Genomic DNA, 26,711 nt, shown 5'->3' with positions numbered 1-26,711 from the left:
AGGACGTGGATTTCCAGCGTTTCAGCTGGCCATCCATCCAATTGATAGCTTCACTATCCAGCCTGATAGTGCCACTATCAGTACGGGGAGTCCATTCGACGGCCTGCGAGACTGATCACAGACACCGAGTCCGAGCGAGAGTGCGCATGAAGATCTCCGACCTGAGCCGGCAGTCCGGGACCCCGGTCGCCACCATCAAGTACTACGTACGCGAAGGCCTGCTGCCCCCGGGTCGGCCCCTCGGCGCCACCCTCACGCTCTACGGCGACGAACACGTCCAGCGCCTGCGGCTCATCCGCGCCCTCACCGCCCGCGGCGGCCTGTCCATCGCCGCCACCCGCGACGTCCTCGCCGCGCTCGACCAGCCTCTCGACCCGCTCGCCACCCTCGGAGTCGTCCACTACGCCCTGCCCACCCCCGTCGACGCCGCCGAGACGGACGCCGTCGACGAGCAAGCGCACCGGATCGACGAGCTGCTCGACGCCATGGACTGGGACGTCTCCCAGGACTCACCACACCGCAGAGCCCTCGCCGCCAGCCTGATGGACCTCGACCGCCTCGGCGTCAACTACCGCACCGAAGACCTCCTGCCCTACGCCGAGGTCGCCGCCACCGCCGCCCGGCTCGACCTCGACCAGCTTGAGGACATCAAGGACCGCCTCCAGCTCGCCGAACACGCCGCCATCGTCGTCCTGCTCCTCGAACCGGTCCTCGCCGTCCTACGGCGCCTCGCCCAGGAACACGAATCCCACCGCCGCACCGCCTGGGCCCGCCCGGCCGAAGCCGCCGAACCCCACCCCGCCCGACCCCGACTCCCCCGCGATCCCGCGTGAGGGGCTCCACCGGCTTCGGCAGCGGCAGCGGCCCCGGCCCGGTGACCGGCCTGCCCGGCGATACCGCCCAGGAAGCGCCGGCCGACGTCGACATGTGGGTGTACGCGCTGGACGCGGACGGCAACGCGAGCGACCTCCGCACTCCGGCCCGTGGCCACCCGGCCCGCGCCCGCCGGCGGACCGGAGAGCTGGGTCTCCACACCCGCAGGACGAAGGATGGGGTGATCGCGGCATCCAGCCGCGTCCACCCCACCCGCCACGATGCTTCAGGGCCTCAGTGGTCGAACCCCACGTGGCAGTGGTCGTGGTGGGTGTCGTCGGTGAAGAACTGGTTCCCGGCGCCCTGGAGCGCCACCGGACCGCCCACGTTGTACGAGCCGGCGGCGGCCGCGTCCCGCATGAAGGAAGCGATCAGCTGCCGGGACGTCCCCGGGTCGACCACCGCCAGCCCGTCGATCCGCCAGACGTCGAAGGCCCGGCCCAGCGGATGGTCGCTGGGCCGGGTCGTGCCGAAGACGTCCAGCGGGTGGCCGGTCCGCACCACGCTCACCGAGAGCGTGTACGGGCCGGCCAATCGCAGCATCGCCTCCAGCACGCTGTCGTGGACGGTGCCGCTGCACAGGTCGGCGGCGGCCTCCGGCGGCAGCTCGATCCGGGGCTCGGCCAGCACCCGGGCGACCTCGGGCGGCGGCGCGGCGGCGGCCGGCCCGGCGTCCCCCGGGCGCAGGTCGGTGACGGTCCAGCGCGGCTCGGCCCGGCCGAGCCGGACGTCCACCGTGGTGCCGCCCTCGACCACCGAACCGTCCGGGCCGCGCCGCCACTGACGACAGACCACCAGCACGCTCGCCGAGTCGTCGAGGATCCCGCCGTACTGGGCGACGATCACCTCCAGGCTGGCCTCGGTCGCCGCCGGGGCCAGCGGGCCCGCCTGGTCGGCCAGCGCGGGCGGCAGGCCGAGCGCCGCCACCCGGGCGCGGGCCGCCTCCACGCCCTGCCCGCCGGGCGGCCAGGCGCCGAGCGCGGCGACCAGTTCGACGGCGCGGCGCTTGACGTCGGGCTGGATCTCGCCGGGGCCGGGCTGCCAGAGGGGCGGCTGGGGCAGCGGAGTGGGTGTCGGCGCCGGAGTCGGCGTCTCGGTGGGCCGTTCGGTGGGAGTCCCGGCCGGGCTCGTGGCCGGGTTCGCGGTCGGGCTCGTGGTCGTCGGCTGCGGCCTGGTGCCTCCCGTACACCCCGCCGTGCCCAGCACCAGCGCCGCCGCACCCGCCCGCAGGATCCCGCGTCGCCCCGGGCCCCGGCCACCGTCTCCACCCGTCATGCCGTCAGTATGCGGCCCCGGGCGGCCCGGTGCTGGGGGCGGGCTATTGCCGTTCCGGGGGCAGTAGGCCGTAGCCCTCCTCGGTCCGCACGATCCAGGAGGGCTCGCCGAGCTTCACCCTCAGCACCGCCGTCAGGTACCTCAGCTCGTGGGTGTGGAACGGCGTGCCGTAGACCTTCCACATGATCGCCTCCGGCTCGTGCACGCCCTCGCCCAACTCGATCAGGCCGCACAGCAGTTTGACGTCGGAGCGATTCAGCCGCGCCTCGCGGCCGTCCACGGTGACGAGGCGGGTGTCCAGGTCGACGACGAGGCGCCCGTCGAAGGCGGTCAGCGAGCCCCGCGACTCCGGCACCACACCGAAACGCTCGCGGATCCACTCCGCCACGACCCGGTCGTCCGCCGGCTGGGCGGCCCGCGCCGCGTTCTCCTCCACCACGCCGGGCAGCCTAACCGGCGGCGACCGACACCGACCAGACCGCGTTCCGACCGGGCGGGAGGAGCACCCCGATCACCCCTCCCCCAGCGGTGCCGGCGGCGCCAGCAGCGCCTCCGCCGAGGCCGTCCGGGCATAGAGCACCCATCTCCCCGCCCGGTGGGCGCTGACCAGCCGGGCCTCCCGCAGGGCCGTCAGGTACTGCGAGACGGCCGAGGCCGAGAGTCCGGTGCGCCGGGCGAGTTCGGCGAGCAGGGCGTACGCCGGGCCGAGCGCCGCCAGCCGGGGTCGCACCTGCTCCGTCCAGGGCCGGTGGACGGGGTGGGCGAGCCCCGAGCGCAGCAGCCGCAGGCTCGGCCCGACCTCCCACATCGGCGAGACCGCGAAGCGCATCCGCGCCAGGTCGCCCGCCGTGAACAGCAGCTCGGCCGCCACGCCCCACCCCCGTGGATTCACACATGTTCGAATCGTTGGCGGTCAGGCTAGTGCAGTGGAGATCATCATGGGCATGACTTCGAACGCCGTCGTGAACACCCCCGCCACCGCCGCCTCCGGTACCGCCACCTCCGGCACTGCCCCTGTCACCGCCGCCGCCTCCGGCACCTGGAAGCTCGGCGACCGCACCGTCCACCGGATCGGCTTCGGCGCGATGCGCCTGCCGCAGACCGGCCCGGCGCTCGTCCCGCACGCCGTCCCGCGCGACCGCGAGCAGGCACTGCGGGTGCTGCGCCGCGCCGTCGAACTGGGCGTCGACCACATCGACACCGCCGCCTTCTACTTCTCCCCGCTGCGCTCCGCCAACGAGCTGATCAACCGGGCGCTCGCGCCGTACTCCGACGACCTGGTGATCGCCACCAAGGTCGGCCCCGGCCGCGGCCTCGACGGCGAGTGGGTCGAGCACGCCCGCACCCCCGAGCGGCTGCGCGCCCAGGTCGAGCAGAACCTGCGCCAGCTCGGCCGCGACCACCTCGACCTGGTGAACCTGCGAATCCTCGGCACCGACTCGGTCGCCGAACGCTTCGGCGCGCTGGCCGAGTTGCGCCAGGCCGGACTGATCCGGCAGCTCGGCCTCTCCAACGTCCACCCGCACCAGCTCGCCGAGGCGCAGACCATCGCGCCGGTGGTCTGCGTGCAGAACCCGTACGGCATCGGCGCCACTCCGGAGCAGGACGAGCTGCTGCGGATCTGCGGGGAGCAGGGCATCGCCTTCGTCCCCTTCTACGCGATCGCCGGAGCCGGACGGCAGGACGGCGCCGGCGAGACCGAGCCCGCCCAGGTCCTGGCGGTGGCCGAGGCCCGCGGGGTGAGCACCGCACAGGTGCGGCTGGCCTGGACGCTGCACCGCGGCCCGCACGTGCTGGCCATCCCGGGCACCGGGGACGTGGCGCACCTGGAGGACAACATCGCCGCCGGGGCGCTGCGGCTGTCGGCGCAGGAGCTGGCGCTGCTGGACGAGGCCCACGCGGGCTGAGGGCTTACCGGCTTGGGCGGACGGGCTCACACGCTGACGGGCTCACACGCTGACGGGCTCACAGGCTGACGGGCTGGGGCGGAACCGGGCGCCGCCCGCCGCGCGTCGCCCCGGGGAAAGTCGATCTTCGTCCACCGCGAGGAGTCCCCGAACATGACCGACCTTGCCACCCGCTACCTCTACCTGGCCCGCCACGGTGAGGCCGCCTCCGAAGGCGACGGCAGCGGCCTCACCGCCGCCGGACGCCGGCAGGCCGCCCTGCTGGGCCGACGGCTGGCCGGCCGCCCGATCTCGGTGCTGCACCACGGCCCGCTGCCCCGGGCGGCGGAGACCGCGCGGCTGGTCACGGAACAGCTGACCGGCGTGCGGACGCAGCAGTGCGAGGAGGCCGGCGACTTCGTGCCGTACGTTCCCGAGCGGGAGGAACTACCCGAGGACAGCGCCGAGTTCGTGCTGGACCGTCTCTCGGCCACCACGGCGGAGGAACGGGAGGAGGGTGCCCTGCTGGCCCGGCGGGCCGTCGAGCGGTTCACCGGACCGGTGCCGGGCGGCGAGGAGCGGCACCAACTGGTCGTCACCCACGCCTTCCTGGTCGGCTGGCTGGTCCGGCACGCCCTGGACGCCCCGGCCTGGCGCTGGCTCGGCGTCAACGCCGCCAACGCGGCACTGACCGTCCTGCGCTACACGCCCGGTCGACCGCCCGCCGTGCTGCTCCTCAACGACCAGGGCCACCTCCCGGAGGAGCTGCACTGGACCGGCTACCCGCCCCAACTCCGGTGCTGACAAAGGGCGGAGGGCCGATCGGCAACACCCGCCGGGCCCGTCGACAGGAATATGCAGACCGGCCTACCATCGCCGCATGGGAGTCAAGGGTGAGGCGACCAGGGATCGACTGATCACCGGAACCAGGGAACTGGTCGAGGCGCAGGGCTACTTCGGCACCGGACTCAACCGGATCGTGGCCGCCACCGGCGCCCCGCGCGGCTCGCTCTACTTCCACTTCCCCGGTGGCAAGGACCAGTTGGTGGCCGCCGCGCTCACCCAGGCCGGTCAGGAGGTCCAGGCGCTGCTCACCGGCCCGGCCACCGAGGGCGCCGACACCGCCAGCCTCGCCGAGCGGCTGATCGAGGCCTTCGCCGAACGCCTGGAGCGCTCGGACTACACCAGCGGCTGCCCGATCGCCACCGTCGCCCTGGAGGTGGCCGGCACCAACGAGGCCCTGCGGACGGTCTGCGCCGAGCTGTACGCGGGCTGGCAGCAGCTCCTGGCCGACCGACTGGAGGCCGAAGGCTGCGACCCGGCGGCAGCCCGGGCCGCAGCCGGGCAGGCACTCGCCCTGCTGGAGGGCGCCGCCCTGCTCGCCGCCGTCCGCCGCAGCCGCGAACCACTCGAGCACGCCCGCCATGCCGTCCGGCACCTGCTCGGCGGCGACCGGACGGTCCTCGCCGTCACCCCCAGCCGTCCATCCACCTTGTATGAGGACGGCTCCGGCACACCGTGACGCCGACGCAGGACGTCGGCCCCGCCGACTTCCTGCGCGCGACGAGGCCCACTCGACCAGCGAGGTGCGACGACGGGCGCGCGGACTGCGAGGCGTGAGGCCCCCTGGCGTGACACTCCCCACCGGAAGATGACTCGCCGTCGGTTTCGCAACCTGGGCGGCGACGGCACGGCTGAGGCCCGGCCCCGCACGGGCGGGGCCGGGCAGCAAGCACCTGACGGGCAGCGAACGGAGGCCATCCCCGGCGTTCTCCGACCGCGGGCTCCCCCCGTCGGTCCAACCATCGTGCCGACGCCCCCGGCCGGTGTCGCCCTCCTTCGGCGTCACCCGAATCACGGACAATCGGGGCCGCCTCCGCGCACCGCCCGAAATCCCCTTTCCGCGGCGGTGAGCATCGCCGAAGCGCCAGCCGTCGAACTCGTCGAGTCAGCGCCGGCCCAACACCCCGCAGGAGGGCGCGCGTTGGTGGTCTGCGGGGTCGAGGAGCACGCCCTCGGGTGGATCGTCTCCGCGAACAGCGCCGAGTTCGCCCGGACCCGTGGTCGGCGGGACACGCTCACAGGCGGCGAGCCCTGTCTGGTGGACCGGCAGGACGGGAGCGTCCACCAGGTTCCCACCACCACGTTCCCCCTCCGGCAGGCCAAGGGGATCCGGCCGCCCGCCCCCCTGGCGGCGCAGGACGGGGCCGTCGCCGCGATGGCCCATCGGCACCGAGAGGCGCGCCTCCCGCTGGCCAGGGCGTACCTGCCGACCGTACGGGAAGGGGCCGAGCCGCCCGAGGAGTTGGTCGATCTCACCGAGGAGGAGGTCGCCCGCCCGCCACTGTCGATCGAGACCGTCCGCCCGGGCCGCGGCTGAGCGGCTACCCCTCCCGCTCGAAGAGCAGCGCCGTCCAGTGGACCCCGTCCCGGCCGTGCAGGTCGGGGCGAGCAGCGCGGTGCAGGAGGCGCAGGCCGTGGTCGGCGGCGAGGGTGACGGTGGGCTCGGGCGGGAGGTCGAACATCCGGCGGCCGGGCGGGACGGGGCCGTGGCGCAGGGTGAGGGCGAGACGGCCGGCGGGAGCGAGGAGGCGGCTGAGGGCGGCCATCGCGGACGGGCGCTCGGCGGGGGCGAGGTGCATCCAGACGGCGGTGAGCAGGACGAGGTCGTAGCGCCGGCCCTCGGCGACGAGCAGCGGCAGCTCGGGCAGCGCGTCGGCGACCCAGCGGACACCGGAGCCGGCGTGCAACCGCTCGCCGACGGCGCGGAGTTCGGGGGTGGGCTCGGCGGCGACCACCCGGTGGCCGAGGACGGCGAGGGCGGCGGCGTCCCGGCCGGTGCCGGCGCCGATGTCGAGGACGGAGCGGGGTGGGGCCGGGTACAGGTGGTGCAGGTCGCGGTGCACCTCGGTGAAGGTCACGCCCTCGTACTGGACGGCGAGTTGCTCCGCCGCCTCGCCGTAGCCCCGCGTCCCGGCCGGCTGGTCCACCCGCTCCGGCCCGTTCACCGCGCCTCCCGGACGGCCACCGCGTCGCCGGCGGCGGCCGCGCCGGCGAAGAAGTCCCGCAGCTCGCGCAGGTCGTGGACGACGAGCGCCGCCCAGGCCTCGGACCAGGGCGTCGGGTAGCCGAGGTACGCGACCGTACGGGCGAGCACGCTGTCCTGCTGGCGGACGAGTTCGCCGAGCGCCGAGCCGCGCAGGAAGGCGGCGGCCGTCGCGACCTGTTCGGGGCGCAGCACCGGCATGGCGCCGCCCCGCGGTGCCCCGCCGGGCAGCGCCCGGTCCGGCAGAGCCCCGCCGGGCCGGTGACATCGGCCGCCGTAGACGGGCAACCGGGCGGCCGGGTCGGGGTGCAGACCGTTCTCGGTGAGCGCGAGTTCCATCAGGACGGCGGTGCGCCGCACGCCGAGGGCGAGGCCAGCGGCGGCCAGCCGGTCGTAGCGGACGTCGCGGTCGCGGGGCACGAGTTCGCCGAGTTCCTCCGGCGAGCAGGCGTCCACGGCCCGACCCGGCAAGCGACACCAGAAGTGATCCACACTCACCCACTCAGCGTAACCGGGTCGGCAACCCCCGCGACTTGGGCCTGTCTCTTGGATTTTGTCGGATCAGGGCGCGGCGTTGGGGTGCGTGCATCGCAAGGCGGAGGTGGGGGCACCTCCCGGCCGGAGGCTGGGGGCGGAGCCACTGCGGTGGGGGCACCTCCCGGCCGAAGGCTGGGGGCCATTGGCGACTGACGACAACGCGGCGAGGTGCGTGCCCCAACGCCGCGGACCCGGCAAGGATCCAAGAGACAGGCCCTGGTTCAGGCCTCGCCGGGGTGCCAGCGGGGCCATTCCCAGGGGTGGTCGACCCAGTGGACCCGCTGGGGGTCGCGTGGGTCGAGGTCGGGGAAGAGCTGGTGGACGCGCGGCTCGAACTCTTCCCGTTCGAGCGGTTCCCAGCCGTGGCCCTCGAAGCGGACGAGGCGGTAGCGGCTGTCGGCCCGGAGCTCGGCCACCTCGACCAGGGGTTTGGACGTGCTGTTGGTCTCCATGCCCCCAGCATGTGTCGCGCTGGCAATCAACGCCCGTCCAAACCCCTCTTCCGGGTCATATCCCGGCGTCGGTGCGCTCGTTGAGCACGGAAACGTTCGAGGGGGGCCGCTGGAAGGACGAGTACATGACTGGGCAGCCCACCGGAGGGCAGTGGCAGTGGCCGCAGAACGCTTGGCAGCCGCCACCGGTCCCGACGAATCCGCTACCGCCGTGGTCCACCCCCGAGCCGCCGAGGCGTCTGTCGCGCAAGGCCTGGACGGCCGCGATGGTCGGGACGGGAGCCGTGCTGGCCTCCGTCCTGGTGATGTGCGGGCCGGGGCCGGGGGACGAGACCGGCGTGACGGCGCTGCCGGAGGCCTCGCCCTCCGCCGCGGACCCGACGGCGCAGTTGCTGCCGGCCTCCCCCTCCCCGGCCACGCCGGCGCCGTCCCCGCTGCCGCCGCCCACCCTGGGGACGGCGGTACCGGTGGACGGGCCGAGCGTGGCCGCGCCCGCGGCCGGTGCGGGGGCCGGTGCGGGGGCCGCCGCGACGCCCGACGCCCAGCACGCCTCGGCGAGCGCGCATCCCCGGCCGGGGCACAGTCCGCACGCGTCGGCTCCGGCCCGTGGCCCGTCGGGCACTGCCGCCCCGGCGAGTGCCGGGGCGGGTTCGGGCGGCGGCCGGAGCACCATCTGCGATCAGGCCGAGCGGGCGGGCCACTGGCCGGTCGGGTCGGACTCGGCCCGGCTCTGCCGCAACATCTACGGCTGAGTCCACGGCTGGGCCGACGGCGGCCCCGGGGCCACGGACGCGGCCTGACCGGTCGGGCCGGCCGGAGCGGCCTGACCGGTCGGAACGGCCTGCCCCGCCGGGGCGACCGGGGCCCCCGCCGCCCCCAGCAGCCCCCTGTCCAGCCGGGGTGCCAGCACCCGCGCCAGGGTGTCGGTGATGTGCCCGGTGTCCCGGTACAGCACCACGCCCTCCAGCACGGCCGGGCAGGAGGGCCCGGTGCCGGGGCAGAGCAGCGGGCCGAGGTCGAGGGTCCGCACCCCGTACCGGGCCGCGAGGCCGCCGTCCAGCACCGGGTCGGGCTCGAAGGCGGTGTCGCGCGGGAAGAAGCAGGCGTCCGAGCGCCCGTCGGAGGCGGCCAGGCAGGTGGGGATGTCCTTGCCGGGCATCGGGGTGTCGCCGAGGTAGGCGAGCGGGGCGCCGAGCGCGGTGAGCCGGTCCAGGGTGCGGGTCCAGCCCTCGGTGCGCTCGGCCTGGGTGCCGTAGCGGTTGAGGCCGGCCATCAGGACGAGGCGAGGCCTGGGTCCGGAGGCCAGTCGGGTGAGGGTGTTCTCGCGCCAGCGGTCGCACTCCTCGAAGGTGCGGCCGAGCACGTTGTTGCGCACGGTGAGGGTGGCCAGCGGGCAGCCGGGCTTGACCAGGACCTCCAGGGCCCAGTGCCGCTGCTCGGCCAGGGCGAGGCCCGCGGAGATCCACTGCCCGGCGTGGGAGTCGCCGAGCAGCACGATCCGGTCGGGGCTGTCCTCGGCGCCGAAGAGGCAGCGCGGGCTGCTGTCGGCGTTGAGCGGGATCTCGCAGCCCTTGCCGGGCGGGAAGTCCTCCCGGGCCCGGGCCAGCGAGGGTGTCAGGGCGAGCACCCGGGTGCCGGGGGCGAGCAGCAGCGGGCCGTCGGCGGCTCCGGCGGGGGCCGCCACGGGCCCGGAGGAGGGGTCGCCGAGCGCGCGCACGGTGCCGCCGCCGAGGGTGAGCGCGGCGATCAGCGGGATGACCAGGGCGCTGGCGCCGACCGCGAGCCCGCGCCGGGGTGCCGGGCTGCTGCCGTACCGCAGCGGCTGCTCGACCAGGCGCAGGGTGAGCCAGGCGGGCAGCGCGGCGGCAGCGGTGAGGGCGAGCAGGGTGGTCCAGGGCAGCGCGCCGTACCGGGCCTGCGCGATGGTCAGCACCGGCCAGTGCCACAGGTACCAGGCGTAGGAGAGGCGTCCGGCGGCGCGCAGCGGGCGGGTGGCGAGCAGCCGTCCGGCGTCGGCGGTGCGGAGGGTGCCGGGGGCGCCGTGCCCCGCGAGCAGGACGGCGGCGGTGCCGAGGACGGGCAGCAGCGCGGCGGTGCCGGGGAACGGGGTGTCGCGGTCGTACAGGATCACCGGCGCGATTACGGCCGCGAGGCCCAGCCACCCGAGCGTCCGCAGCGACCACCGCGTCGACCGGCGCACCGGACGCCGCTCGGCGCGGGCGGCCAGCGCCGGGCCCGCCAGCGCCGCGCAGGCGCCGGCCGCGAACTCCCAGAGCCGGCTGCCGGTGGAGAAGTAGGCGAGGGGCGCGGAGCTGTCCGTCCAGCGCAGGCAGAGCGCCAGCGAGACGGCGCCGAGGGCCACCGTGGCGAGGGTGGTCGCCAGGGTGCGGCGGCGCCCGTGCAGGTGGCGGGCGAGGCCGAGCAGCAGGACGCCCCAGAGCAGGTAGAACTGGTTCTCCACGCCCAGCGACCAGAAGTGCTGCAGCGGGCTGGGGTCGCGTTCGGCGGCCAGGTAGTCGGTCTGCAGGCCGACGAAGCGCCAGTTGGCGAACTGGCCGGCGGAGGCGATCAGGTCGCGGGCGAGGTCGGTGCCGCGCAGCGGGTCGAGCAGGGCGCCGCCGGCGACGGCGGTGGCGACCAGCACGGTGGCGGCGGCGGGCAGGATGCGCCGGGCGCGGCGGGCGGCGAAGTCCCACAGGCCGAGCGGGCGGCCGATGAGCAGGCCGGTGATCAGGAAGCCGGAGATGACGAAGAAGACGTCGACGCCGACGAAGCCGCCGGTCAGGCCGGGGACGGCGGAGTGGAAGGCGAGGACGGAGAGCACGGCGACGCCGCGCAGCCCTTCGATGTCGGGGCGGAAGGCGGTGCGCCGGCGGTCCGGTCCGCTCCCGGAGACGGTGGCGCGCCGCGGGACGGCGGGTGCCCGGTCGACCCGGACGACGCCGGGCAGCAGGTCGGCGGGTGGGGCGGAGGCGGCGGCGGACGCCGCCGAGGACGAGACGGTGGACGCGGCGGTGGACGCGGCGGAGGGCGACGAAGGCGGTACGGCCGTTGACACGGCGGTGCTCCTTGCAGGGCTGGCAGCGGTTGTCGGGCCGCCGGGCCGATGGGGCGGCCGGGCGGTGTCCGCGCCGGTGGGGCGACGCGCAAGGAAACGCAACGATCGAGCGGTACGGGGCTTCTGACGGAGCGTCAGAAGATCAGCGGGTCGGCCCAGCCGGAGGCCAGCAGCCCGCACAGCAACAGCACGGCGGTGACGGCGACGGCCTCGGCCCATCCGAACCGGAGCTCGGAGCGGCCCGGTGCGGGTGCGGCGACCTCGCCGACGGGCGTGCCCTTTCCGCCGGTCCCGTTCAGCAGCGGCCACAGCTCCCGGATCAGCGGGACCATGGTGTACGCGGTGAGCGCGAGCAGTCCGGCGAGCGCCCAGTACGGCCGCCAGCCGTACAGCAGCGCGGCCCGGACCAGTCCGGCGGCGCCGGCGAGGACGACGAGCCCGAGCCAGCCGACCCCGATCCGGGCGACGGCGCGGGCGAGCGAACTGCCGCCGGACACGGCACCGGTGGGCACCCAGTCGGCCGAGCGGCGGCGCAGCGCGTGCGCGATGGCGACCACGTGGCAGAGCCCGCCGAGGAGTTGGACCCGGGTGACCTCGAAGCGCCAGCGGGTGCGGGACATCGCGGGCAGCAGCACCAGGGCGACCCAGATCGGCGGCAGGAACGGCAGCACCTGCCAGGGCCGGATCTCCTCGGGCCGGAAGAACAGCATGATCAGGGCGGGCAGCGGCACGGCGAAGACGTTCACCGCGCTGGTGACGTAGCCGAGGATGCCGTTCCAGAAGCAGAGCCGGGCGGATCGGGAGAGCGGCCCCCGGCGGAAGTCCGGGTCGCGGACCAGGGCCAGGGAGCCGAGGCACCAGCGGTACTGCTGGCTGATGAAGGCGGGCAGGCCGGTGGGCGACATGCCCTTGGCGACCAGCGCGGGGACGTAGCGGGTGGCCCATCCGGCGCGGGCGAGGGCGAGGCCGGTGTAGAGGTCCTCACTGTGGTCGATCTCGGCGAAGCCGCCGATCCGCTCGAGTGCGGCGCGGCGGTAGAGGGCGTTGGTGCCGCAGCAGACGGTGCCGTCCTGCGCGTCCCGGGAGGGCTGGATCCAGCGGTAGAAGATCTCCTGGGTGGCTCCCGCGGCGCGTTCGAGCCAGGACATGTCGGCGTCCGTGTCGAAGCACTGCGGGCTCTGCACGATGCCGACCCCGGGGTTGTCGAGGTAGGGCACCAGGTGGTGCAGGAAGTCGGGGCGGGGGCAGAAGTCGGCGTCCAGGACGGCGACGATCTCGCCGGCGCCCTCGGCGAGGCCGTGGTTGAGGTTGCCGGCCTTCTTGAACCGGCCCCGGTCGGGGCGGGCGCGGTACTGGAAGCCGTAGGACTCGGCGAGTTCGCGGACCTCGGGGCGGTCGGCGTCGTCGAGGACCAGGACGGTCAGTTCGCCGGGCCACCGGACGGCCGCGGTGTGCCGGTAGGCGTTGTCCAGGACGGCCAGTGGTTCACCGGCGGTCGGCAGCAGCAGGTCCACGCTCGGGGCGCGGGCGGGGTTCCAGGCGCGTAGCAGCAGGTCGTGCGAGTCGCGGGTGAAGCGCCGGGCGCGCTGGCCGTCGGCGAGTGAGAGCAGCCAGGTGGCCGCGTTGAGCAGGGTGAGCGCCAGGAACGGCCAGAGCAGCGGCTTGCTGAGGGCGAACAGGCCGAGCGTGGCGGTGGCTCCCGCGTAGGAGAGGGTGGCGCAGAGCAGCACCCAGCGGCGCTGCGGGCCGAAGTACCAGTAGAGCTCCTCGTCGTCGGGCGGGCCGGGCAGTCGGTTGTCGTCGGGGTCCGCGGGTGTCCGGCGCGGACCGGCGTCGGGTGCGGGCATGGCGGTGCCATGGAGTGCGGGCATGTGGAAATGGCCCCCCTGGGCAGCGGGCGGAACGTGGCCGTTCGCGCCCAGCCTCTCACATTGGCCTAGACCAATAATGAACGAGGTATGACTTCTCCACATCGCCCCAGCTCACCGACTTGACGGTACGTCACCTGCGGAAATCCGCTCCGGCGGAACTGAACCCTCCCCCGGGGGCGAGCCGTTTCCGGCCGCCGTCAACTCCCTTCGCGGCCACCGGTTCAGCACCGCCACAGCCGTCAACTTCCGTACACGGACATCCGTCCACTCATGACCCAGCCTTCAACTCCTTGACGAGGTGGGCGAACCGGAGGTCCGGCCGCAGGGGGACGCCGAAGCGCTCGTCGCCGTACGGGAACGGGCTGAACTCGCCGGTGCGCCGGAAGCCGCGCCGCTCGTACCAGGCGATCAGGTCGGCGCGCTGCTCGATCACCGTCATCTCCATCGCGCCGACGCCCCACTCCTCGGCGGCCAGCCGCTCCGCCTCGGCCAGCACGGCCCGTCCGATGCCGCCGCCCTGGAGCCCGGGACGCACCGAGAACATGCCGAAGTAGGCCAGCCCGCCACGCCGTTCCAGCTGGCAGCAGGCCACCGGCTCGCCGTCCAGCTCGGCCAGCAGCACCAGCCCGTCGGGGTGGCGCAGGGCCTCGGCGACGGCCTCCGGGTTGGTGCGCCGGCCGTCCAGCAGGTCGGCCTCGGTGGTCCAGCCGGCCCGGCTGGACTCGCCCCGGTAGGCGGACTCGACCAGCGCGACCAGCGCCGGGACGTCGGCGGGCGTGGCGGGCCGGAACGCGGGCTCCCCGGCGGGACGGGCGGAGTCGGCGACGGTCTCGGGCATGGCGGGTCCTCTCCTCACGTGCGGGGCCGCCCGTGGTGGCCGGCCCGCGGGCATCGTCGCACAGCGGCGACCGCACCCCAGCACCCCGGGGGCCCTCCCGCCGTCGGCCCGGCCACCGCGCCCGACACCGCCTCCGACACCGCGGCCGGCACCGCCTCCGCGCGCGTTCCGGGCCGCCGGAAACGGGCAGGACCGGCAACGCCGGTTGCCGGTCATGGGGCCCCGACACATCTGACATGCGTTCACTATGTGAAAAAAGATGCCTGGTGGCGGTGCCAGGTACATGGCTACTCTGCGGTACGGCCGGTCAGACCCCGGCCGTACCGGGTCATTTCGACCTTCCCCACGCTCGGACCAGAGGAGTGCTCATGCCCCGCTCTTCCCGCTCCGCCCGCCCCACCGGCACCGACAGACCGGCCCGCCGCCTGCCCGCGCTGGCCGCCCTCGCCGCCGCGACCGCCCTGGTCGCCGGTGCGGCCGCCCCCGCGTACGCGGCCGAACCCGCCCCTGTCGCCCCCGTGGCCGAAGGCCGCCCCGGCTTCCACCCCGAGCAGGACTTCGCCGGCTCCACCGTCGCCGCCCGCGAGGGCCGCGGCGCCGCCGCGCCGTTCGCCTCCCTCGCCGCCACCCAGACCCCCGGTCTGGACGTCTCCAGCTACCAGGGCAACGTCAACTGGTCGTCGGTGGCCGCCAACGGCGCCAAGTTCGCCTACGTCAAGGCGACCGAGGGCACCGGCTACACCAACCCCTCCTTCGCCCAGCAGTACAACGGCTCGTACAACGCCGGCCTGATCCGCGGCGCCTACCACTTCGCGCTGCCGAACTCCTCCTCCGGCGCCACCCAGGCCAACTACTTCGTCAGCCACGGCGGCGGCTGGTCCGCCGACGGCAAGACCCTGCCGCCCGCGCTGGACATCGAGTACAACCCCTACGGCGCCACCTGCTACGGCCTCAGCCAGAGCGCCATGGTCAGCTGGATCCGCGACTTCAGCAACACCGTGCACTCCCGCACCGGCCGCTACCCCACCATCTACACCACCACCAACTGGTGGACCCAGTGCACCGGCAACAACGGCGGGTTCGGCACCACCAACCCGCTCTGGATAGCCCGCTACGCCTCCTCCGTCGGCACCCTGCCGAACGGCTGGGGCTACCAGACCTTCTGGCAGTTCGCCGACGCCGGCACCTTCCCCGGTGACCAGAACTACTTCAACGGCGCGGCCGACCGCCTCCGCGCCCTCGCCCTGGGCTGATCCACCGACCGTCGGACCCCCGTCGCCGAGGCGGGGGTCCGACGGATCCGCGACGTCCGGAGCCGGGGCGGGTCCGGATCGAGGGAGACCCGGAGTCAAGGGAGGTCCGGAGTCAAGGGGGGCCGCGTCAGAGCGCCTTGAGGCCGTCCAGCAGCCCCTGGCCGCCGGGGCTGCCGAGGCCGGTGCACGCGTCCCAGTCGGGCCCGGAGGCGTACGCGCCGTTGCTGCCCCGGGTGATGTCCCGCAGGACGCCGGTCGCGAACTTCGTGTACAGCAGCGGGTCGAGGAAGCCGACCTGGGCGGAGCCGGGCAGGCCCTGGTTGATCCGGGCGAGCAGCGCGGACCACATCGGGGCGGCGGCGCTGGTGCCGCCGATCTGGTTGAAGTGCATGCCGTCGACGCTCGGGACGACCACGCCGGTCTGCGGGTCGGCCAGCGCGGACACGTCGGGCACGCCGCGCCCGTGCGCGTGCGGAGGGTCGGCCGAAGGCGGCACGTCGGCGCCGGACTGGTACGCGGGCACCGGGAAGACCGCGCTGATGCCGCCGCCCGTCCGGCTGCCCGGGCCGTCGTCCCAGCAGACCTCGCTGACGACCTGCCCCTGGCGGACCACCAGGCGGGTGCCGCCGACGCCGAGCACGTGCGGGCTGGAGGCGGGGAAGTCGGCGTGGGCGCGCTCGTCGTCGACCTGGTCGCGGGAGCCGTCGTCACCCGAGGCGCAGCAAACGCTGATGTTCTTCTCGGCCGCGCCGGCGCAGGCGGCGTCCACCCGCTTCATCGCCCCGATCGTCCACCGGCTGCCGACGGTGGCCTCGGGGTTGCCGTAGCTGCAGGAGATCACCGTGGGCCGGTTCTCGGTGTCGTTGACGATCCGGGTGATCAGGTCGACCCAGCCCTGTTCGGTGAACCGGCTGAAGTAGACGACGATCTTCGCCTTGGGGGCGAGGGCGCCGACGACGGCCAGGTCGAGCATGATCTCGCCGCTGCTGTCGGCCGTCTCGAAGTCGGAATCCTGCCCCGGGTCGTTGCCGGGGGTGCCGACGCCCGGGATCACCACGTTGGTGATGTCCGGCATGTCCTGGTGGAGGACGTTGACGAAGTAGTTCCTCAGGGCGTCCAGCGAGTAGCCGCCGGACGGGACGCCGGGCGGCGTCTCGCCGTTGAAGGCGAGGACGGCGATGCACTGCCCGCTCCCGTCGGTGCCGGCCGGGTAGGCGTACGGCGCCTGGAGCTGCGGCGGGAGGAAGGCTCCCGGCCGGACCGTCGCGGCGGTGTGCGCCACCGGGGCGGCGTCGGCGGGCCGGCGGATCAGCAGGCGGCTGCCGATCGGCCGGTCGTCCAGGCCGAAGACGTGGCTGACGATGCCGTCCAGCTCCGCGGGGACGAAGATCTGGCCTACCCGGCCGCGGTAGGTGCGGGGATTGCCCTTGGCGTCCTGGTAGCGGTAGCGGGCCAGGGTCACCTGGAAGGCGTCCGAGACGTCCCGGGTGGTGCCGGTCAGCTGGACGCTGCGGGCCAACGGGTTCGGGTTCTCGACCTTGAGGCCGTGCTCGGCGGCGAAGGCCTCGACCGCCTTGAGGTCGGTGTCCAGCCACCGGTGGGTGGCGGCGTACTGGTCGTCGGTGGGCAGGACGCGCCGGGTCGGCGCCTGGAGCGCCAGCTCGTAGACGTCCGGCCGCGGCTGCGCGGCGGGGTCGCGGCGCAGGTAGACGGTGACGGTCAGGGGTGTCTGGGGGTGGGCCGGTCCGATGGCCCGCGCTCCGTCGAGCGGAACGCGGGAGCTGTCCGGCAGCGCCACGTAGTGGTTGGTCGACATGATCGCTCCAACGGTCGGGTCTGCGCCGGGAGCTCGCGACTCTGGGTCGTGTGCTTTCGACTGTCCGCATACGGCACACGCTTATGTCGTATGCGTACAGCGTCCTCCGGGGGCCAGGTGGCGTCAAGGGGCGCCGAGGGAGCGTCAGGGGGGCGGCGCCCCCGGCCGGGACCGGGGGCGCCGCCAGGGGTGGCGGGCCGCTCAGCCGTCGATGCGGTGCTGGCTCCAGAAGGAGGACAGGTCCACGGTGGTGGCGGCCTGGGCCGCGGCCTTGAACTCCGCGGTGGTGGAGACGCCGTACCAGTGCGCCTGCGCGTAGTTCCGCAGCAGCGTGGTCATCGCGGTGTCGCCGATCGTCCGACGCAGGTCGTGCAGGGCGCACTTGCCGTAGCCGTAGACGACCGTGGAGTAGCGGGAGGAGTTGGCGTCCCAGTACGCCATCGAGTTGGTGATCCGCTCCGCCGAGGAGGCCCAGGAGACGCTGTTCCAGCAGTTGTTGCCGGTCTTGCCGAGGGCGAGGTCGGTGGCGTAGTCGGTGAAGGCCTCGTCCAGCCAGGGGCCGTTGTACTCGTCGTCGCCCACGATGCCGTACCACCACTGGTGGCCGATCTCGTGGGTGAGCGCCGTGGTGCTGACCAGGTCGAGGACGAAGCCCGGGTACTCCATGCCGCCGAACCAGAAGTTGTTGTCGATCACCGCGTCCAGTTCGCCGTACGGGTAGGCGCCGAAGCGCTGGGCGTGGGCGTCGACCGCCGAGGTCGCGGTGGAGAGCATCGACGCGGAGTCGGAGGAGCTGATCCCCGCCACCGAGTAGACGTTGACCTTCACCCCGGCCGCGGAGGTGCCGGAGATCCTGGTGAACGGTCCGGCGCCCCAGGCGAAGTCGCGGACCTTGCTCGCGGTCGCCTTGGTGACGGTCCGTCCGGCCGTGCCGGGGGTGTCCACCGAGGTGCCGGTCGCGGGCACCAGCAGGCCGGTCGGGTGGTCCAGGGTGACGGTGAAGTCCGAGGCCACCGAGTAGAAGGACTCGCCGTTGTTGGTGTACGGGTCGAGGTGCCAGCCGGCCGCGTCCCGTATCGCCAGGACGGGCAGGGCGTTGCCGAGGAAGTTGTACGCGCCGTCGTGGCCGAAGCGGTCCGCGCCGCTCGGCACGGTGATGCCGAGGTCGAAGCCGACGGTGCCGCTCTGGCCCTGCGCGAGCGGGGCCGGCAGGGTGATCTTGAGCGCGGTGCAGTTCACCGTGAGCGGGGAGGGCGTGCCGCCGGTCACGTTGGTCACCGTGATCGGGGTGCTGGGGCAGCTGCCGTGGGCGTTGTCCCACAGCCGCAGGTACACCTCGTTCAGCGGCGAGGACGAGGCGTTGCTGAAGCTCACGCTCTCGTGCCCGGTCCAACTGCCGCCGGAGGCGTCGCTGGTGAGCGCGACGGTGTACGCCGGCGAGACCGGGGTGCGGGTCGGGTCGCCGGGCTGGGGCGGGGTGCCGCCGCCGGAGGCGTCCAGGGTGACGTCGTCCAGCACGAAGCTGGTCTGCAGGCTGGCGTCCTCGACGCCGGTGAAGGCGAGGGTCGCGCTCTGGCCCGCGAAGGCGGAGACGTCGAGGGTCTTGTGCACGTACCCGCTGCGGGCGTCCAGGTTGGAGTAGGTCGCCAGCGTGGTGGAGCCGAGCTTGACGGTGAGCTTGTCGTAGGCGGTGCTGCCGGTGGTCTCGGCGGTGTCGACGTGCAGCCAGAAGCCGAGCGTCGCGGTGCCGCACCCGGCGGGGAGGGTGACGGACTGCGAGAGGGTGTCGGTGTGGCTGGAGCCGTAGCCGTCGAGCCAGGCGTAGGAGCTGCCGGAGTGCGCGCTCTGGCCGCTGTCCGCGGTGATCGCGCCGCTCGGCGCCGTCCAGGACGAACCGCCGGACTCGAAACCGCCGTTGGCCACCACCTGGGCGGGTGTGCAGTCCGCGGCGCTCGCCACATTGGGGGTGGCGAGCGCCGCGAGGCCGACTGCCGCGAACAGGGCGGCGCCGGTCAGGGCAGGCAGGATTCTTCTCATCGGAGCCTCTCGTGGGGAGCGGGCCGGGAGCAGCAGCGTGACAGCAAGCCCGCGCCTTTGAAAGGCTCATGACATGAGACGTGTACGCCCCACCCTCACCGGACGACCGGCAGCACCGCCCGCGCGCCGCGGCCGGTCGCCGCCTCGATGAAGGCCACCGGGTCGGCGACCCGCGCCAGCAGCGCGCGGGTGAAGTCCAGCGCCTCCTCGGCGGGCGGCGGGCCGCCGACGGCCGCGACCAGGTCGAGCAGATGGACGGTCGCCTCCATCAACGCCACCTCGCCGAGCGCGCCGACCGTCACACTGCCGAGCAGTGGGTGCGCCACCGTGGCGCCCGGCGACAGGTCCGCGATGCCGTCCAGCGCGGCGGGGCCCTCGACGCCCAACCGGGCGATCAGCACTGCGGGTTCGGCCGCCTCGGCGGACTGCTTCGCCGCCTCGGCGACCTGCTCGGCGGCGGTGTGGGCGATACCGCCAGGACGGTTGTAGGCGCGCAGGATACCGGCCCCGTCCACCACCTCGGCCGGCGCGTCCAGGACGGCCGCGCGCAGCCCGGCGAACATCTCCGGCACCGGCGCCACGTGCGCGAACAGCTCCCGCACGGTCCACCCGGGCAGCCGGGTGGACCGCTCCCAGTCCTCGGCGGCCAGGGCGGCGCCCCGCTCCGCCCACGAGGCCCAGATCTCCACCAACAGCGCGCGCACCGGGTCGTTCTGACTGTCCATCTGCTCTCCTCGGTTCTCTTCGGGACGGCGATCACGAAGTCGGCCCCACGCTATCCCGAGCGCCCGGAAAACCGTTTGCCGCACCCACGGCCGGGCCGCCACCATCGGCCCGTGACCGACTCCCCCACCCGTCCGCTGTCCGCACCCGCCGACACCCTCCCGGTCCCGGTCCAGCAGCAGCCCCGCCGCCCCCGGAGGCCCGACGCCGCACGCGCGTGAGGGCCGCGCTGGCCGCGGGGCTGCTCGCCGGGCTCGGCGTGGCCGTCCCGGTGGGGGCCGTCGGGGCCTACCTGGTGTCGCTCACCGCACGCACCTCGCTGCGCACCGGCGCCTGCGCCGCCCTCGGCGTGGCCACCGCGGACGGCCTGTACGCGCTGCTCGCGGCGGCCGGCGGCACCGGCCTCGCGCCGCTGCTCGAACCGGTCGCCCGGCCACTGCGGCTCGTCTCCGCCTTGGTCCTGCTGGCCCTCGCCGCCCGGACGGCCGCCACGGCACTGCGCAGCCGCCCCGGCACCGCCGCCGACGGACCGCGGGCACAACCGCCCTCCCCCGCCCGGGCGTTCCTGACGCTGCTGGGCATCACCCTGCTGAACCCGCTCACCGTGCTCTACTTCGCCGCGCTGGTCCTCGGCGGCGGCAGCCAGGGCGGCGTCCCGGCCCGGGCGGCCTTCACCCTCGGCGCCTTCGCCGCCTCCGCCTGCTGGCAGCTGCTGCTGGCCTCCGGCGGCGCCCTGCTCGGCCGCGCCCTGACCGGCCCGCGCGGCCGGCTGCTCACCGCGCTCGGCTCCGCCGCACTGGTCGCCGCACTCGCCGTCCGGCTGCTGCTCTACTGAACGCACCCTTCTCCACGCGCAGCGGCGTCACACACCGCGACCGGCCCCGCCACCGCCGTTGCCACAGCCACGCCCCGCCCCCACCCCACCCCGGGTCGGCTGACCAGCGGGATCGGCGAAATCGGCCGCCGGAGTCCGCTCAACCATTTACGTCCGATTCATACCTTGTATCCTGGTTCTGTATCCGCTGAGTGACATCCGCCGAAGCCCGGCCCGGAAACGGGCCCCGCGTCGTGACTGGTCCGTCGAGCCGGCCGAGCGGCCGGGGCGCGGGCCGGCGACACCGGCACCGACCCGGAGGAGTGCGGAGATGGCCGAGCAGGACGCCTCCGAGAAGCGGGGGCGGCTGAGCCGCCCGCTGGTGCTGGGCGCCGCCGTGGCCCTGGTCGACCGCGAGGGCCTGGGTGCGCTGACCATGCGCAGGCTGGCGACCGAGCTCGGCGTGGAGTCGATGGCCCTGTACCGCTACACCCCGGGCAAGGAAGCGCTGATCGACGGCCTGGTCGAGGCCTACTTCGACGAGATCAACGCCCGGCTGCGGGCCGGCTCCGTCCGCGGCCCCCACCATGACGGCTGGCGCGCCGAACTGCGCCGGATCGCCCAGGCGTTCGCCGCCACCGCGCACGCCCACCCCGAGATCCTGCCGCTGGTCGCGACCCGCCCGCTGGCCGTCCCGGTGGCCCGGCGCCCGACCTCGGTGCTGGACCTCACCGAGCACATCCTGGCCGTGCTCGGCCGGGCCGGCTTCGACGACGCCGGCTCGCTGACCGTCTACCGCAGTTTCGTCGCCTGGAACCTCGGCTGCATGCTGGTGGACAAGCGCCAGGTGGTCGACAACCCGAGCGAGCCGGACCCCGCGCTGCGGCTCGGCCTGCACCGGCTGTCCGCCACGGACTACCCCCGGCTGCGCGCCCTGGTGCCCCGGTTCGCCGACTTCGACGACGAGGCCGAGATGCTGAGCGGCCTGGACAGCCTGCTCGACGGGATGCCCGAGCCACCCCTTGACGGCTTCTACGGCGGCGACGCATCCTGAGGATACGAGGTACACGTCGGACATATCCGCTCGAATCGGCGCCACCGGCAGCCCGCTGACGGCGCCCGGGAAGAAGCCCCCATGTCCTCCGTACCCGACACACCACCCCCGGATGACATCCTGCGCCTCCGTGTCACCGCCAAGGACCCGGAGACCCTGCGCGCGCTGCTGCGCGACACCCGCCCCGACGTCGGCGGACGCCCGCGCGTCGAGGAGGACGGCCGCGTCGGCATCGACGTCTACGCCCCGGCCGACCGGATCCCGGCCCTCGAACGCGAGGGCGTCACGGTCACCGTGATCGGCAACGCCAGCGAGGCCGGGCGCGCCGCCCAGGCCGAGGTCGGCAGCGGCGACCGCTTCGCCCCCGCCGACGCCGTCCCGCGCGGCCTGGCCGCCAAGCTCTCCGGCTGACCCGGGAGGCCCGCCATGCCGTACCTGAACGTCACCGAGGTCGAGTCCGCCGTGACCAGCCTGGCCACCGCCTTCCCCGACCTGACCCAACTCGTCACCCTGCCCGAGCCCTCGTTCGAGGGCCGCACCGCCCACGCCCTGCTGATCGGCGAACCCGCGCCGGCCCCCAAACCGTGCGTCATGATGATCGGGGGCGTCCACGCCCGCGAATGGGGCAGCTGCGAGATCCTCATCCACCTCGCCGCCGACCTGCTGGAGGCCCACCGGGACGGCACCGGCCTCGGCTACGGCGGCACCGCCTTCACCGCCGGTCAGGTCAGCGGCCTGCTCCAGCGGCTGGACCTGGTGTTCTATCCGCTGGTCAACCCCGACGGCCGGCACTACAGCCAGACCGTCAGGCCCATGTGGCGCAAGAACCGCAACCCGGCGAACGCCGGTGGCAACCCGGCCCCGGACTGCGTCGGAGTCGACCTCAACCGCAACTACGACTTCCTCTTCGACTTCGTCACCGCCTTCGCCCCGGGCGCCAACCCCCAGGTGTCGAACGACCCGTGCGACCAGCAGGTCTACGCCGGCCCGAGCGCGTTCTCCGAACCGGAGACCCGCAACGTCCAGTGGCTGCTGGACCAGCTCCCGCTGACCCGGTGGTTCGTCGACGTGCACAGCTACTCACAGGACATGCTCTACAACTGGGGCGACGACGAGAACCAGTCGGTCGACCCCGACATGAACTTCCGCAACTCCGACTACGACGGCAAGCGCGGCCTGCCCGGCGACCTCACGTACGCCGAGTACATCCCCAAGGACGACGAGGACGCCGCCGTGCTGCTCGCCGAGGCGTTCTGCAAGGGCGTCAACGGCGTACGCGGCCTGGCGTACAAGCCGATGAGCGGGTTCCACCTGTACCCGACCAGCGGAACCAGCGACGACTACGTCTACTCCCGCGCCTTCGCCGACCCGGACCAGGGGAAGGTGCTCGGCTTCACCGTCGAGTGGGGCACCGAGTTCCACCCCCGGTGGGCGGAGATGGAGCAGATCGTCCTCGACGTGGACGCGGGGCTGGTGCAGTTCTGCCTGGCCACCGTCTGAAACTCCGCAGGGAGGCCCCGAAGCCACAGTGCCCGACAGCCAGGGCGCCCGCCACGATCGGTCGTGGCGGGCGCCCTGGGTTTGTCCGTACATTTACGAGGCACACGTACGGGAAAAACGTACTTCGTATACGAGTCTGCTCGCCTCGCCGGAGCGGGTCAAGGGGTCCTGGGCCCCGGGGCGGCCCGCGGGGCTCCCGTCCCTCAGACCCGGGCGCCGAGCATCCGCAGCACCAGCTCCCCGTAGCGGCGTCCGAGCTCCTCCGGCGCCTCGGTGGAATTGCCGGTGTACCAGCGGGAGACGTCGATGCCCAGCGAGGTGACCGCGCGGGCCGCCGTCCGCACCTCCACCACCTGGAACTCCCCCGCCGCCACGCCCGCCTCGATCAGCGCGCTGACCTCCCGCTCGATGTCCAGCCGCAGCGCGGCGACCACCGCGTAGGCGTCCTCGGGCAGCGCGTGCAGCTCGTAGTTGACCACCCGGCCGACCGTCCGGCCCCGGGCGTGCCAGGCGGTGAACCGCTCGACCAGCCGCCGCATCCGCTCGGCCGGACCGCCCGGGCCGGCCGCCGCGTCCCGGACCAGGGTGAGCGTGGCGGCGTGACCGGCCTGGCTGATCTCGGCCAGCAGCGCGGCCTTCGACTGGTAGTGGATGTACAGCGCCGCCGGGCTCATCCCCGCCGCGGTGGCGATGTCCCGCGTCGTGGTGGCGTGGAAGCCGCGCTCCGCGAACGACTCCACGGCCGCCTGGAGCAGCCGGTACGCCGCTTCGGGGCGGACGTCGGCGCCGGGCAGGGTCGGCCAGAGGTCGGCGAGCGGGGTGCTGGTCATGGCGCCATCCTCCCAGAGAACTCGTACAGGCTTTCGCGCCGGTCGTCCCCCTCGGGCGGGGGCGGGCGTCCGACGGACTGTTGACAGGCTCCCGCACCGACAGCATGCTGAGCAAGCGCTTAGTCAGCAGTTGGCGGGATTCCCCCGGGGCCCCGCAGATTCCCGGCAGACCCCGCAGATCCGCGCCGATCCCCACACGTTCCCGCAGGTTCCCCCAGGTTTCCGCAGGTTCCCGCACGAAAGGCAGGACGCTCCGTGGTGCACTCCTTCAAGGGCCGGGTGGCCATCGTCACCGGATCGAGCCGGGGCATCGGCCTCGGCATCGCGCGCGAGCTGGTCGACCGCGGAGCCAGGGTCTGCCTCACCGCCCGCAACCCCGAGCCGCTGGCCGAGGCCGTCCGCGACCTGGGCGGCCCGGAGAACGCGATCGCCGTCGCGGGCAAGGCCGACAACCCCGCGCACCAGGAGGAGGCGATCGCCCGCACCCTGGAGGCCTTCGGCCGGCTCGACCACCTGGTCAACAACACCGGCATCAACCCGGTCCTCGGGCCGGTCCTGGACACCGACGAGGGCGCCGCCGCGAAGATCCTCGCCGTCAACGTGCTCGCCCCGCTGGCCTGGACCCGCCGCGCGCACGCCGCGTGGATGGGCGAGCACGGCGGCTCGATCGTCAACGTCGCCTCGATCACCGGTATCCGCGCCTCGCTCGGCATCGGCATGTACGGCGTCAGCAAGGCCGCGCTGATCCGGCTCACCACCGAACTCGCCGCCGAGCTGGGCCCCCAGGGCATCCGGGTCAACGCCGTCGCCCCCGCCGTGGTCAAGACCAAGTTCGCCGAGGCGCTGTACGAGGGCCGCGAGGAGAAGGTCGCCAAGGCCTACCCGCTGGGCCGCCTCGGCGTCCCCGAGGACGTCGCCGGCGCCGTCGCCTTCCTGCTCTCCCCGGACGCCGGCTGGATCACCGGCCAGACCCTGGTCCTGGACGGCGGGGTCACCCTCGGCGGTGGCATGTGACCACCAGGGCGTTCGACGGCCCCACCCCGAACGACCAGGCGCCGGACAACCAGGTGCCGGACGGCCGGGAGTTCGACGGCCGGGGCGTGGTGGTGACCGGCGGCGGCCGGGGCATCGGCGCCGCGCTGGCCCGGGCCTTCGCCGCGGCCGGCGCCCGGGTGGTGGTCAACGACCTGGACGCCGAGGCCGCCCGCGCCGTGGCGAAGGAGTGCGCGGGCACCGCGCTGCCCGGGGACGCGGCCTCCGCCGAGGGCCTGGCCGAGCTGGTCGGGCGGGCCCGCGCCGAGCTGGGCGAGATCGACGTGTGGTGCGCCAACGCGGGCGTCGCCCCGGCCGGCGGGACCGACGCGCCCGCCGCGGCCTGGGCGGGCGCCTGGGAGGTCAACGTCATGGCCCACGTCCGGGCCGCCGACCTGCTGCTCCCCCGCTGGCTGGAGCGCGGCGAGGGCCGCTTCCTGGCCACCGTCTCCGCCGCCGGGCTGCTCACCATGCTGGGCTCCGCCCCGTACTCCGTCACCAAGCACGGCGCACTGGCCTTCGCCGAGTGGCTCTCCGCGACCTACCGCCACCGGGGCGTGCGGGTGCACGCGCTCTGCCCGCAGGGCGTGCGCACCGACCTGCTCGCCTCCACCGGCGCGGTCGGCGAGGCGCTGCTCGCCCCCACCGCACTCGACCCGGCGGACGTCGCCGAGGCGGCGCTGGACGGGATGCGCGCGGAGCGCTTCCTCCTGCTGCCGCACCCCGAGGTCGCCGACTACTGCCGCGTCCGGGCCACCGAGCCGGACCGCTGGCTCGCCGGGATGAACCGGCTCCAGCAGGGGCTGGAGAGGAGCGAAGTGCTGTGAGGGCCTGGCAGGTGGGCGAACTCGGCGAGCCCGCCGAGGTGATGCGGCTGGCCGAGGACGTCGCGCGGCCGGTGCCCGGGCCGGGGCAGCTGCTGGTCCGGGTGCGGGCGGCGGCCGTCAACTTCCCGGACGCGCTGATGGTGCGCGGGCAGTACCAGGTCCGCCCGCCGCTGCCGTTCACGCCCGGCGTGGAGCTGTGCGGCGAGGTGGTGGACGGCGCCCGGCGGGGCGAGCGGCTGATCGGCAACCCGGTGCTGCCGCACGGCGCCTTCGCCGAGTACGCGCTGCTGGACGCCGACGCCACGTTCCCGGCGCCCGAGGCGCTGGACGACGCCGAGGCGGCCGCCCTGCACATCGGCCACCAGACCGCCTGGTTCGGGCTGCACCGGCGGGCCCGGCTGCGGGCCGGCGAGACCCTGTTGGTGCACGCGGCGGCCGGCGGGGTCGGCAGCGCGGCGGTCCAGCTCGGCCTGGCCGCCGGGGCGCGGGTGATCGCCGTGGTCGGCGGGCCGTCGAAGGCGCGGGCCGCGCGGGCACTCGGCGCCGACCTGGTGGTGGACCGCCGGGAGCGGGACTTCGTCGCCGCCGTCAAGGAGGCCACCGACGGGCGCGGCGCGGACGTGGTCTTCGACCCGGTCGGCGGCGAGGCCTACACCGGCTCCGCCAGGTGCGTCGCCTTCGAGGGCCGGATCGTGGTGGTCGGCTTCGCCGGCGGGCGGATCCCCACCCCGGCGCTCAACCACGCCCTGGTGAAGAACTACTCGATCCTCGGCCTGCACTGGGGCCTCTACAACACCCACGACCCGCGCGCCGTCCGCACCGCCCACGACGAGCTCACCAGGCTCGCCGAACGGGGCGCCGTCCGGCCCCTGGTGAGCGCCCGGGTGCCGCTGGCCGGCGCCGCGGACGCCGTCCATCGCGTCGCCGCCGGGCTCAGCACCGGCCGGATCGCCGTACTGGGCGACTGACCCTCCTCCCGGCTCGGGCTG

Annotated in this window: 27 protein-coding genes; 14 read left to right on the top strand and 13 right to left on the bottom strand. The window is 74.4% G+C overall.

The window, feature by feature from the left end; all coding sequences use genetic code 11:
• The first annotated feature begins 146 nt into the window (after positions 1 to 146).
• Complete coding sequence (locus ACGF0D_RS34525) at positions 147 to 833, top strand: MerR family transcriptional regulator (protein ID WP_392871562.1); 687 nt, start codon at positions 147 to 149, stop codon at positions 831 to 833.
• A 274-nt stretch (positions 834 to 1,107) separates the two neighbouring features.
• Here the strand turns inward: ACGF0D_RS34525 and ACGF0D_RS34520 are convergent, their stop codons facing one another.
• The 3 genes from ACGF0D_RS34520 to ACGF0D_RS34510 all read right to left on the bottom strand — a co-directional run bounded on the left by ACGF0D_RS34520 (position 1,108) and on the right by ACGF0D_RS34510 (position 3,019).
• Complete coding sequence (locus ACGF0D_RS34520; protein ID WP_392922992.1) at positions 1,108 to 2,148, bottom strand: hypothetical protein; 1,041 nt, start codon at positions 2,146 to 2,148, stop codon at positions 1,108 to 1,110.
• Positions 2,149 to 2,191: 43 nt separating this feature from the next.
• Entirely contained in the window at positions 2,192 to 2,587 is a 396-nt protein-coding gene (locus tag ACGF0D_RS34515; protein WP_392871554.1) for a hypothetical protein, read from the bottom strand.
• Between the two features lie 72 nt (positions 2,588 to 2,659).
• Entirely contained in the window at positions 2,660 to 3,019 is a 360-nt protein-coding gene (locus ACGF0D_RS34510; protein WP_392922990.1) for a winged helix-turn-helix domain-containing protein, read from the bottom strand.
• A 73-nt stretch (positions 3,020 to 3,092) separates the two neighbouring features.
• Here ACGF0D_RS34510 and ACGF0D_RS34505 point away from each other — a divergent pair, with 73 nt between their 5' ends.
• The 4 genes from ACGF0D_RS34505 (at position 3,093) to ACGF0D_RS34490 (ending at position 6,414) form a co-directional block, all read left to right on the top strand.
• A complete protein-coding gene (locus ACGF0D_RS34505; RefSeq protein WP_392922987.1) occupies positions 3,093 to 4,055 on the top strand; it encodes an oxidoreductase in 963 nt (320 codons plus the stop codon).
• A 153-nt stretch (positions 4,056 to 4,208) separates the two neighbouring features.
• A complete protein-coding gene (locus ACGF0D_RS34500; RefSeq protein ID WP_392922985.1) occupies positions 4,209 to 4,838 on the top strand; it encodes a histidine phosphatase family protein in 630 nt (209 codons plus the stop codon).
• 76 nt (positions 4,839 to 4,914) lie between these two features.
• The gene (locus tag ACGF0D_RS34495; RefSeq protein WP_392922983.1) at positions 4,915 to 5,556 is read left to right on the top strand and encodes a TetR/AcrR family transcriptional regulator; all 642 of its coding nucleotides are present in this window, start codon (positions 4,915 to 4,917) and stop codon (positions 5,554 to 5,556) included.
• Between the two features lie 387 nt (positions 5,557 to 5,943).
• Positions 5,944 to 6,414 (top strand): YrhB domain-containing protein, encoded by a 471-nt coding sequence (locus ACGF0D_RS34490; protein ID WP_392922981.1) that lies wholly within the window; start codon positions 5,944 to 5,946, stop codon positions 6,412 to 6,414.
• Between the two features lie 4 nt (positions 6,415 to 6,418).
• On the opposite strand, the gene ACGF0D_RS34485 is transcribed toward ACGF0D_RS34490, so the two are convergent.
• The 3 genes from ACGF0D_RS34485 to ACGF0D_RS34475 all read right to left on the bottom strand — a co-directional run bounded on the left by ACGF0D_RS34485 (position 6,419) and on the right by ACGF0D_RS34475 (position 8,069).
• On the bottom strand, positions 6,419 to 7,042 hold the full coding sequence (locus tag ACGF0D_RS34485) for a class I SAM-dependent methyltransferase (protein ID WP_392922978.1): 624 nt from the start codon (positions 7,040 to 7,042) through the stop codon (positions 6,419 to 6,421).
• Positions 7,039 to 7,578, bottom strand: coding sequence for a hypothetical protein (locus ACGF0D_RS34480; RefSeq protein WP_392922975.1), 540 nt, complete (start codon positions 7,576 to 7,578; stop codon positions 7,039 to 7,041). The genes ACGF0D_RS34485 and ACGF0D_RS34480 overlap by 4 nt, the downstream gene beginning before the upstream one ends.
• A 260-nt stretch (positions 7,579 to 7,838) precedes the next feature.
• Positions 7,839 to 8,069: a hypothetical protein gene (locus ACGF0D_RS34475; RefSeq protein ID WP_392871530.1), complete on the bottom strand. Its 231-nt coding sequence runs from the start codon at positions 8,067 to 8,069 to the stop codon at positions 7,839 to 7,841.
• Between the two features lie 125 nt (positions 8,070 to 8,194).
• On the opposite strand from ACGF0D_RS34475, the gene ACGF0D_RS34470 reads away from it, so the two are divergent.
• Positions 8,195 to 8,821 carry a hypothetical protein gene (locus ACGF0D_RS34470; RefSeq protein ID WP_392922972.1) on the top strand — a complete coding sequence of 209 codons (627 nt, stop codon included), beginning with the start codon at positions 8,195 to 8,197 and terminating at the stop codon, positions 8,819 to 8,821.
• On the opposite strand, the gene ACGF0D_RS34465 is transcribed toward ACGF0D_RS34470, so the two are convergent.
• The 3 genes from ACGF0D_RS34465 to ACGF0D_RS34455 all read right to left on the bottom strand — a co-directional run bounded on the left by ACGF0D_RS34465 (position 8,812) and on the right by ACGF0D_RS34455 (position 13,836).
• Positions 8,812 to 11,127, bottom strand: coding sequence for an acyltransferase family protein (locus ACGF0D_RS34465; RefSeq protein WP_392922969.1), 2,316 nt, complete (start codon positions 11,125 to 11,127; stop codon positions 8,812 to 8,814). The genes ACGF0D_RS34470 and ACGF0D_RS34465 overlap by 10 nt on opposite strands.
• A gap of 134 nt (positions 11,128 to 11,261) precedes the next feature.
• Positions 11,262 to 12,998: a glycosyltransferase family 2 protein gene (locus ACGF0D_RS34460; RefSeq protein ID WP_392922966.1), complete on the bottom strand. Its 1,737-nt coding sequence runs from the start codon at positions 12,996 to 12,998 to the stop codon at positions 11,262 to 11,264.
• A 268-nt stretch (positions 12,999 to 13,266) separates the two neighbouring features.
• Entirely contained in the window at positions 13,267 to 13,836 is a 570-nt protein-coding gene (locus tag ACGF0D_RS34455; protein WP_392922963.1) for a GNAT family N-acetyltransferase, read from the bottom strand.
• 368 nt (positions 13,837 to 14,204) lie between these two features.
• Between ACGF0D_RS34455 and ACGF0D_RS34450 the strand changes: the two genes are divergently transcribed.
• Positions 14,205 to 15,089: a lysozyme gene (locus ACGF0D_RS34450; protein WP_392922960.1), complete on the top strand. Its 885-nt coding sequence runs from the start codon at positions 14,205 to 14,207 to the stop codon at positions 15,087 to 15,089.
• 127 nt (positions 15,090 to 15,216) lie between these two features.
• Here the strand turns inward: ACGF0D_RS34450 and ACGF0D_RS34445 are convergent, their stop codons facing one another.
• The 3 genes from ACGF0D_RS34445 to ACGF0D_RS34435 form a co-directional block, all read right to left on the bottom strand.
• Positions 15,217 to 16,905 carry a protease pro-enzyme activation domain-containing protein gene (locus ACGF0D_RS34445; protein WP_392922958.1) on the bottom strand — a complete coding sequence of 563 codons (1,689 nt, stop codon included), beginning with the start codon at positions 16,903 to 16,905 and terminating at the stop codon, positions 15,217 to 15,219.
• Between the two features lie 201 nt (positions 16,906 to 17,106).
• Positions 17,107 to 18,942 carry a M1 family aminopeptidase gene (locus ACGF0D_RS34440; RefSeq protein WP_392922955.1) on the bottom strand — a complete coding sequence of 612 codons (1,836 nt, stop codon included), beginning with the start codon at positions 18,940 to 18,942 and terminating at the stop codon, positions 17,107 to 17,109.
• Positions 18,943 to 19,037: 95 nt separating this feature from the next.
• Entirely contained in the window at positions 19,038 to 19,667 is a 630-nt protein-coding gene (locus tag ACGF0D_RS34435; RefSeq protein ID WP_392871505.1) for a maleylpyruvate isomerase N-terminal domain-containing protein, read from the bottom strand.
• A 215-nt stretch (positions 19,668 to 19,882) separates the two neighbouring features.
• On the opposite strand from ACGF0D_RS34435, the gene ACGF0D_RS34430 reads away from it, so the two are divergent.
• From ACGF0D_RS34430 to ACGF0D_RS34415, 4 genes are all read left to right on the top strand, one after another.
• Positions 19,883 to 20,500: a LysE family transporter gene (locus ACGF0D_RS34430; RefSeq protein ID WP_392922953.1), complete on the top strand. Its 618-nt coding sequence runs from the start codon at positions 19,883 to 19,885 to the stop codon at positions 20,498 to 20,500.
• 310 nt (positions 20,501 to 20,810) lie between these two features.
• Positions 20,811 to 21,533 (top strand): TetR/AcrR family transcriptional regulator, encoded by a 723-nt coding sequence (locus tag ACGF0D_RS34425; protein ID WP_392871502.1) that lies wholly within the window; start codon positions 20,811 to 20,813, stop codon positions 21,531 to 21,533.
• A gap of 81 nt (positions 21,534 to 21,614) precedes the next feature.
• Positions 21,615 to 21,944: a hypothetical protein gene (locus tag ACGF0D_RS34420; RefSeq protein WP_392922950.1), complete on the top strand. Its 330-nt coding sequence runs from the start codon at positions 21,615 to 21,617 to the stop codon at positions 21,942 to 21,944.
• 15 nt (positions 21,945 to 21,959) lie between these two features.
• Positions 21,960 to 23,033: a M14 family metallopeptidase gene (locus ACGF0D_RS34415; protein WP_392922947.1), complete on the top strand. Its 1,074-nt coding sequence runs from the start codon at positions 21,960 to 21,962 to the stop codon at positions 23,031 to 23,033.
• A gap of 203 nt (positions 23,034 to 23,236) precedes the next feature.
• Here the strand turns inward: ACGF0D_RS34415 and ACGF0D_RS34410 are convergent, their stop codons facing one another.
• On the bottom strand, positions 23,237 to 23,863 hold the full coding sequence (locus ACGF0D_RS34410) for a TetR/AcrR family transcriptional regulator (protein ID WP_392871496.1): 627 nt from the start codon (positions 23,861 to 23,863) through the stop codon (positions 23,237 to 23,239).
• A 255-nt stretch (positions 23,864 to 24,118) separates the two neighbouring features.
• On the opposite strand from ACGF0D_RS34410, the gene ACGF0D_RS34405 reads away from it, so the two are divergent.
• Genes ACGF0D_RS34405 through ACGF0D_RS34395 form a run of 3 tightly spaced genes read left to right on the top strand, consistent with a single transcriptional unit; the run spans position 24,119 to position 26,690 of the window.
• Complete coding sequence (locus ACGF0D_RS34405) at positions 24,119 to 24,877, top strand: SDR family oxidoreductase (RefSeq protein WP_392922944.1); 759 nt, start codon at positions 24,119 to 24,121, stop codon at positions 24,875 to 24,877.
• A gap of 53 nt (positions 24,878 to 24,930) precedes the next feature.
• Entirely contained in the window at positions 24,931 to 25,722 is a 792-nt protein-coding gene (locus ACGF0D_RS34400; protein WP_392923015.1) for an SDR family NAD(P)-dependent oxidoreductase, read from the top strand.
• Positions 25,719 to 26,690, top strand: coding sequence for an NADPH:quinone oxidoreductase family protein (locus tag ACGF0D_RS34395; protein WP_392922941.1), 972 nt, complete (start codon positions 25,719 to 25,721; stop codon positions 26,688 to 26,690). The genes ACGF0D_RS34400 and ACGF0D_RS34395 overlap by 4 nt, the downstream gene beginning before the upstream one ends.
• Positions 26,691 to 26,711: the final 21 nt, after the last annotated feature.

This window comes from Kitasatospora sp. NPDC048298 (assembly GCF_043201465.1).
In the GTDB taxonomy this organism is placed as follows: Bacteria; Actinomycetota; Actinomycetes; order Streptomycetales; family Streptomycetaceae; genus Kitasatospora.
The sequence above is the reverse complement of the archived record's forward strand: the minus strand, read 5'-3'. Positions and strand labels throughout refer to the sequence as shown.

What these genes read in the sequence shown, in the direction of transcription:
- ACGF0D_RS34525 (WP_392871562.1), top strand. Translation starts at nt 147, where the DNA reads ATGAAGATCTCCGACCTGAGCCGGCAGTCCGGGACCCCGGTCGCCACC.
- ACGF0D_RS34520 (WP_392922992.1), bottom strand. Translation starts at nt 2,148, where the DNA reads ATGACGGGTGGAGACGGTGGCCGGGGCCCGGGGCGACGCGGGATCCTG.
- ACGF0D_RS34505 (WP_392922987.1), top strand. Translation starts at nt 3,093, where the DNA reads ATGACTTCGAACGCCGTCGTGAACACCCCCGCCACCGCCGCCTCCGGT.
- ACGF0D_RS34500 (WP_392922985.1), top strand. Translation starts at nt 4,209, where the DNA reads ATGACCGACCTTGCCACCCGCTACCTCTACCTGGCCCGCCACGGTGAG.
- ACGF0D_RS34495 (WP_392922983.1), top strand. Translation starts at nt 4,915, where the DNA reads ATGGGAGTCAAGGGTGAGGCGACCAGGGATCGACTGATCACCGGAACC.
- ACGF0D_RS34475 (WP_392871530.1), bottom strand. Translation starts at nt 8,069, where the DNA reads ATGGAGACCAACAGCACGTCCAAACCCCTGGTCGAGGTGGCCGAGCTC.
- ACGF0D_RS34470 (WP_392922972.1), top strand. Translation starts at nt 8,195, where the DNA reads ATGACTGGGCAGCCCACCGGAGGGCAGTGGCAGTGGCCGCAGAACGCT.
- ACGF0D_RS34460 (WP_392922966.1), bottom strand. Translation starts at nt 12,998, where the DNA reads ATGCCCGCACTCCATGGCACCGCCATGCCCGCACCCGACGCCGGTCCG.
- ACGF0D_RS34455 (WP_392922963.1), bottom strand. Translation starts at nt 13,836, where the DNA reads ATGCCCGAGACCGTCGCCGACTCCGCCCGTCCCGCCGGGGAGCCCGCG.
- ACGF0D_RS34450 (WP_392922960.1), top strand. Translation starts at nt 14,205, where the DNA reads ATGCCCCGCTCTTCCCGCTCCGCCCGCCCCACCGGCACCGACAGACCG.
- ACGF0D_RS34445 (WP_392922958.1), bottom strand. Translation starts at nt 16,905, where the DNA reads ATGTCGACCAACCACTACGTGGCGCTGCCGGACAGCTCCCGCGTTCCG.
- ACGF0D_RS34440 (WP_392922955.1), bottom strand. Translation starts at nt 18,942, where the DNA reads ATGAGAAGAATCCTGCCTGCCCTGACCGGCGCCGCCCTGTTCGCGGCA.
- ACGF0D_RS34435 (WP_392871505.1), bottom strand. Translation starts at nt 19,667, where the DNA reads ATGGACAGTCAGAACGACCCGGTGCGCGCGCTGTTGGTGGAGATCTGG.
- ACGF0D_RS34425 (WP_392871502.1), top strand. Translation starts at nt 20,811, where the DNA reads ATGGCCGAGCAGGACGCCTCCGAGAAGCGGGGGCGGCTGAGCCGCCCG.
- ACGF0D_RS34420 (WP_392922950.1), top strand. Translation starts at nt 21,615, where the DNA reads ATGTCCTCCGTACCCGACACACCACCCCCGGATGACATCCTGCGCCTC.
- ACGF0D_RS34415 (WP_392922947.1), top strand. Translation starts at nt 21,960, where the DNA reads ATGCCGTACCTGAACGTCACCGAGGTCGAGTCCGCCGTGACCAGCCTG.
- ACGF0D_RS34410 (WP_392871496.1), bottom strand. Translation starts at nt 23,863, where the DNA reads ATGACCAGCACCCCGCTCGCCGACCTCTGGCCGACCCTGCCCGGCGCC.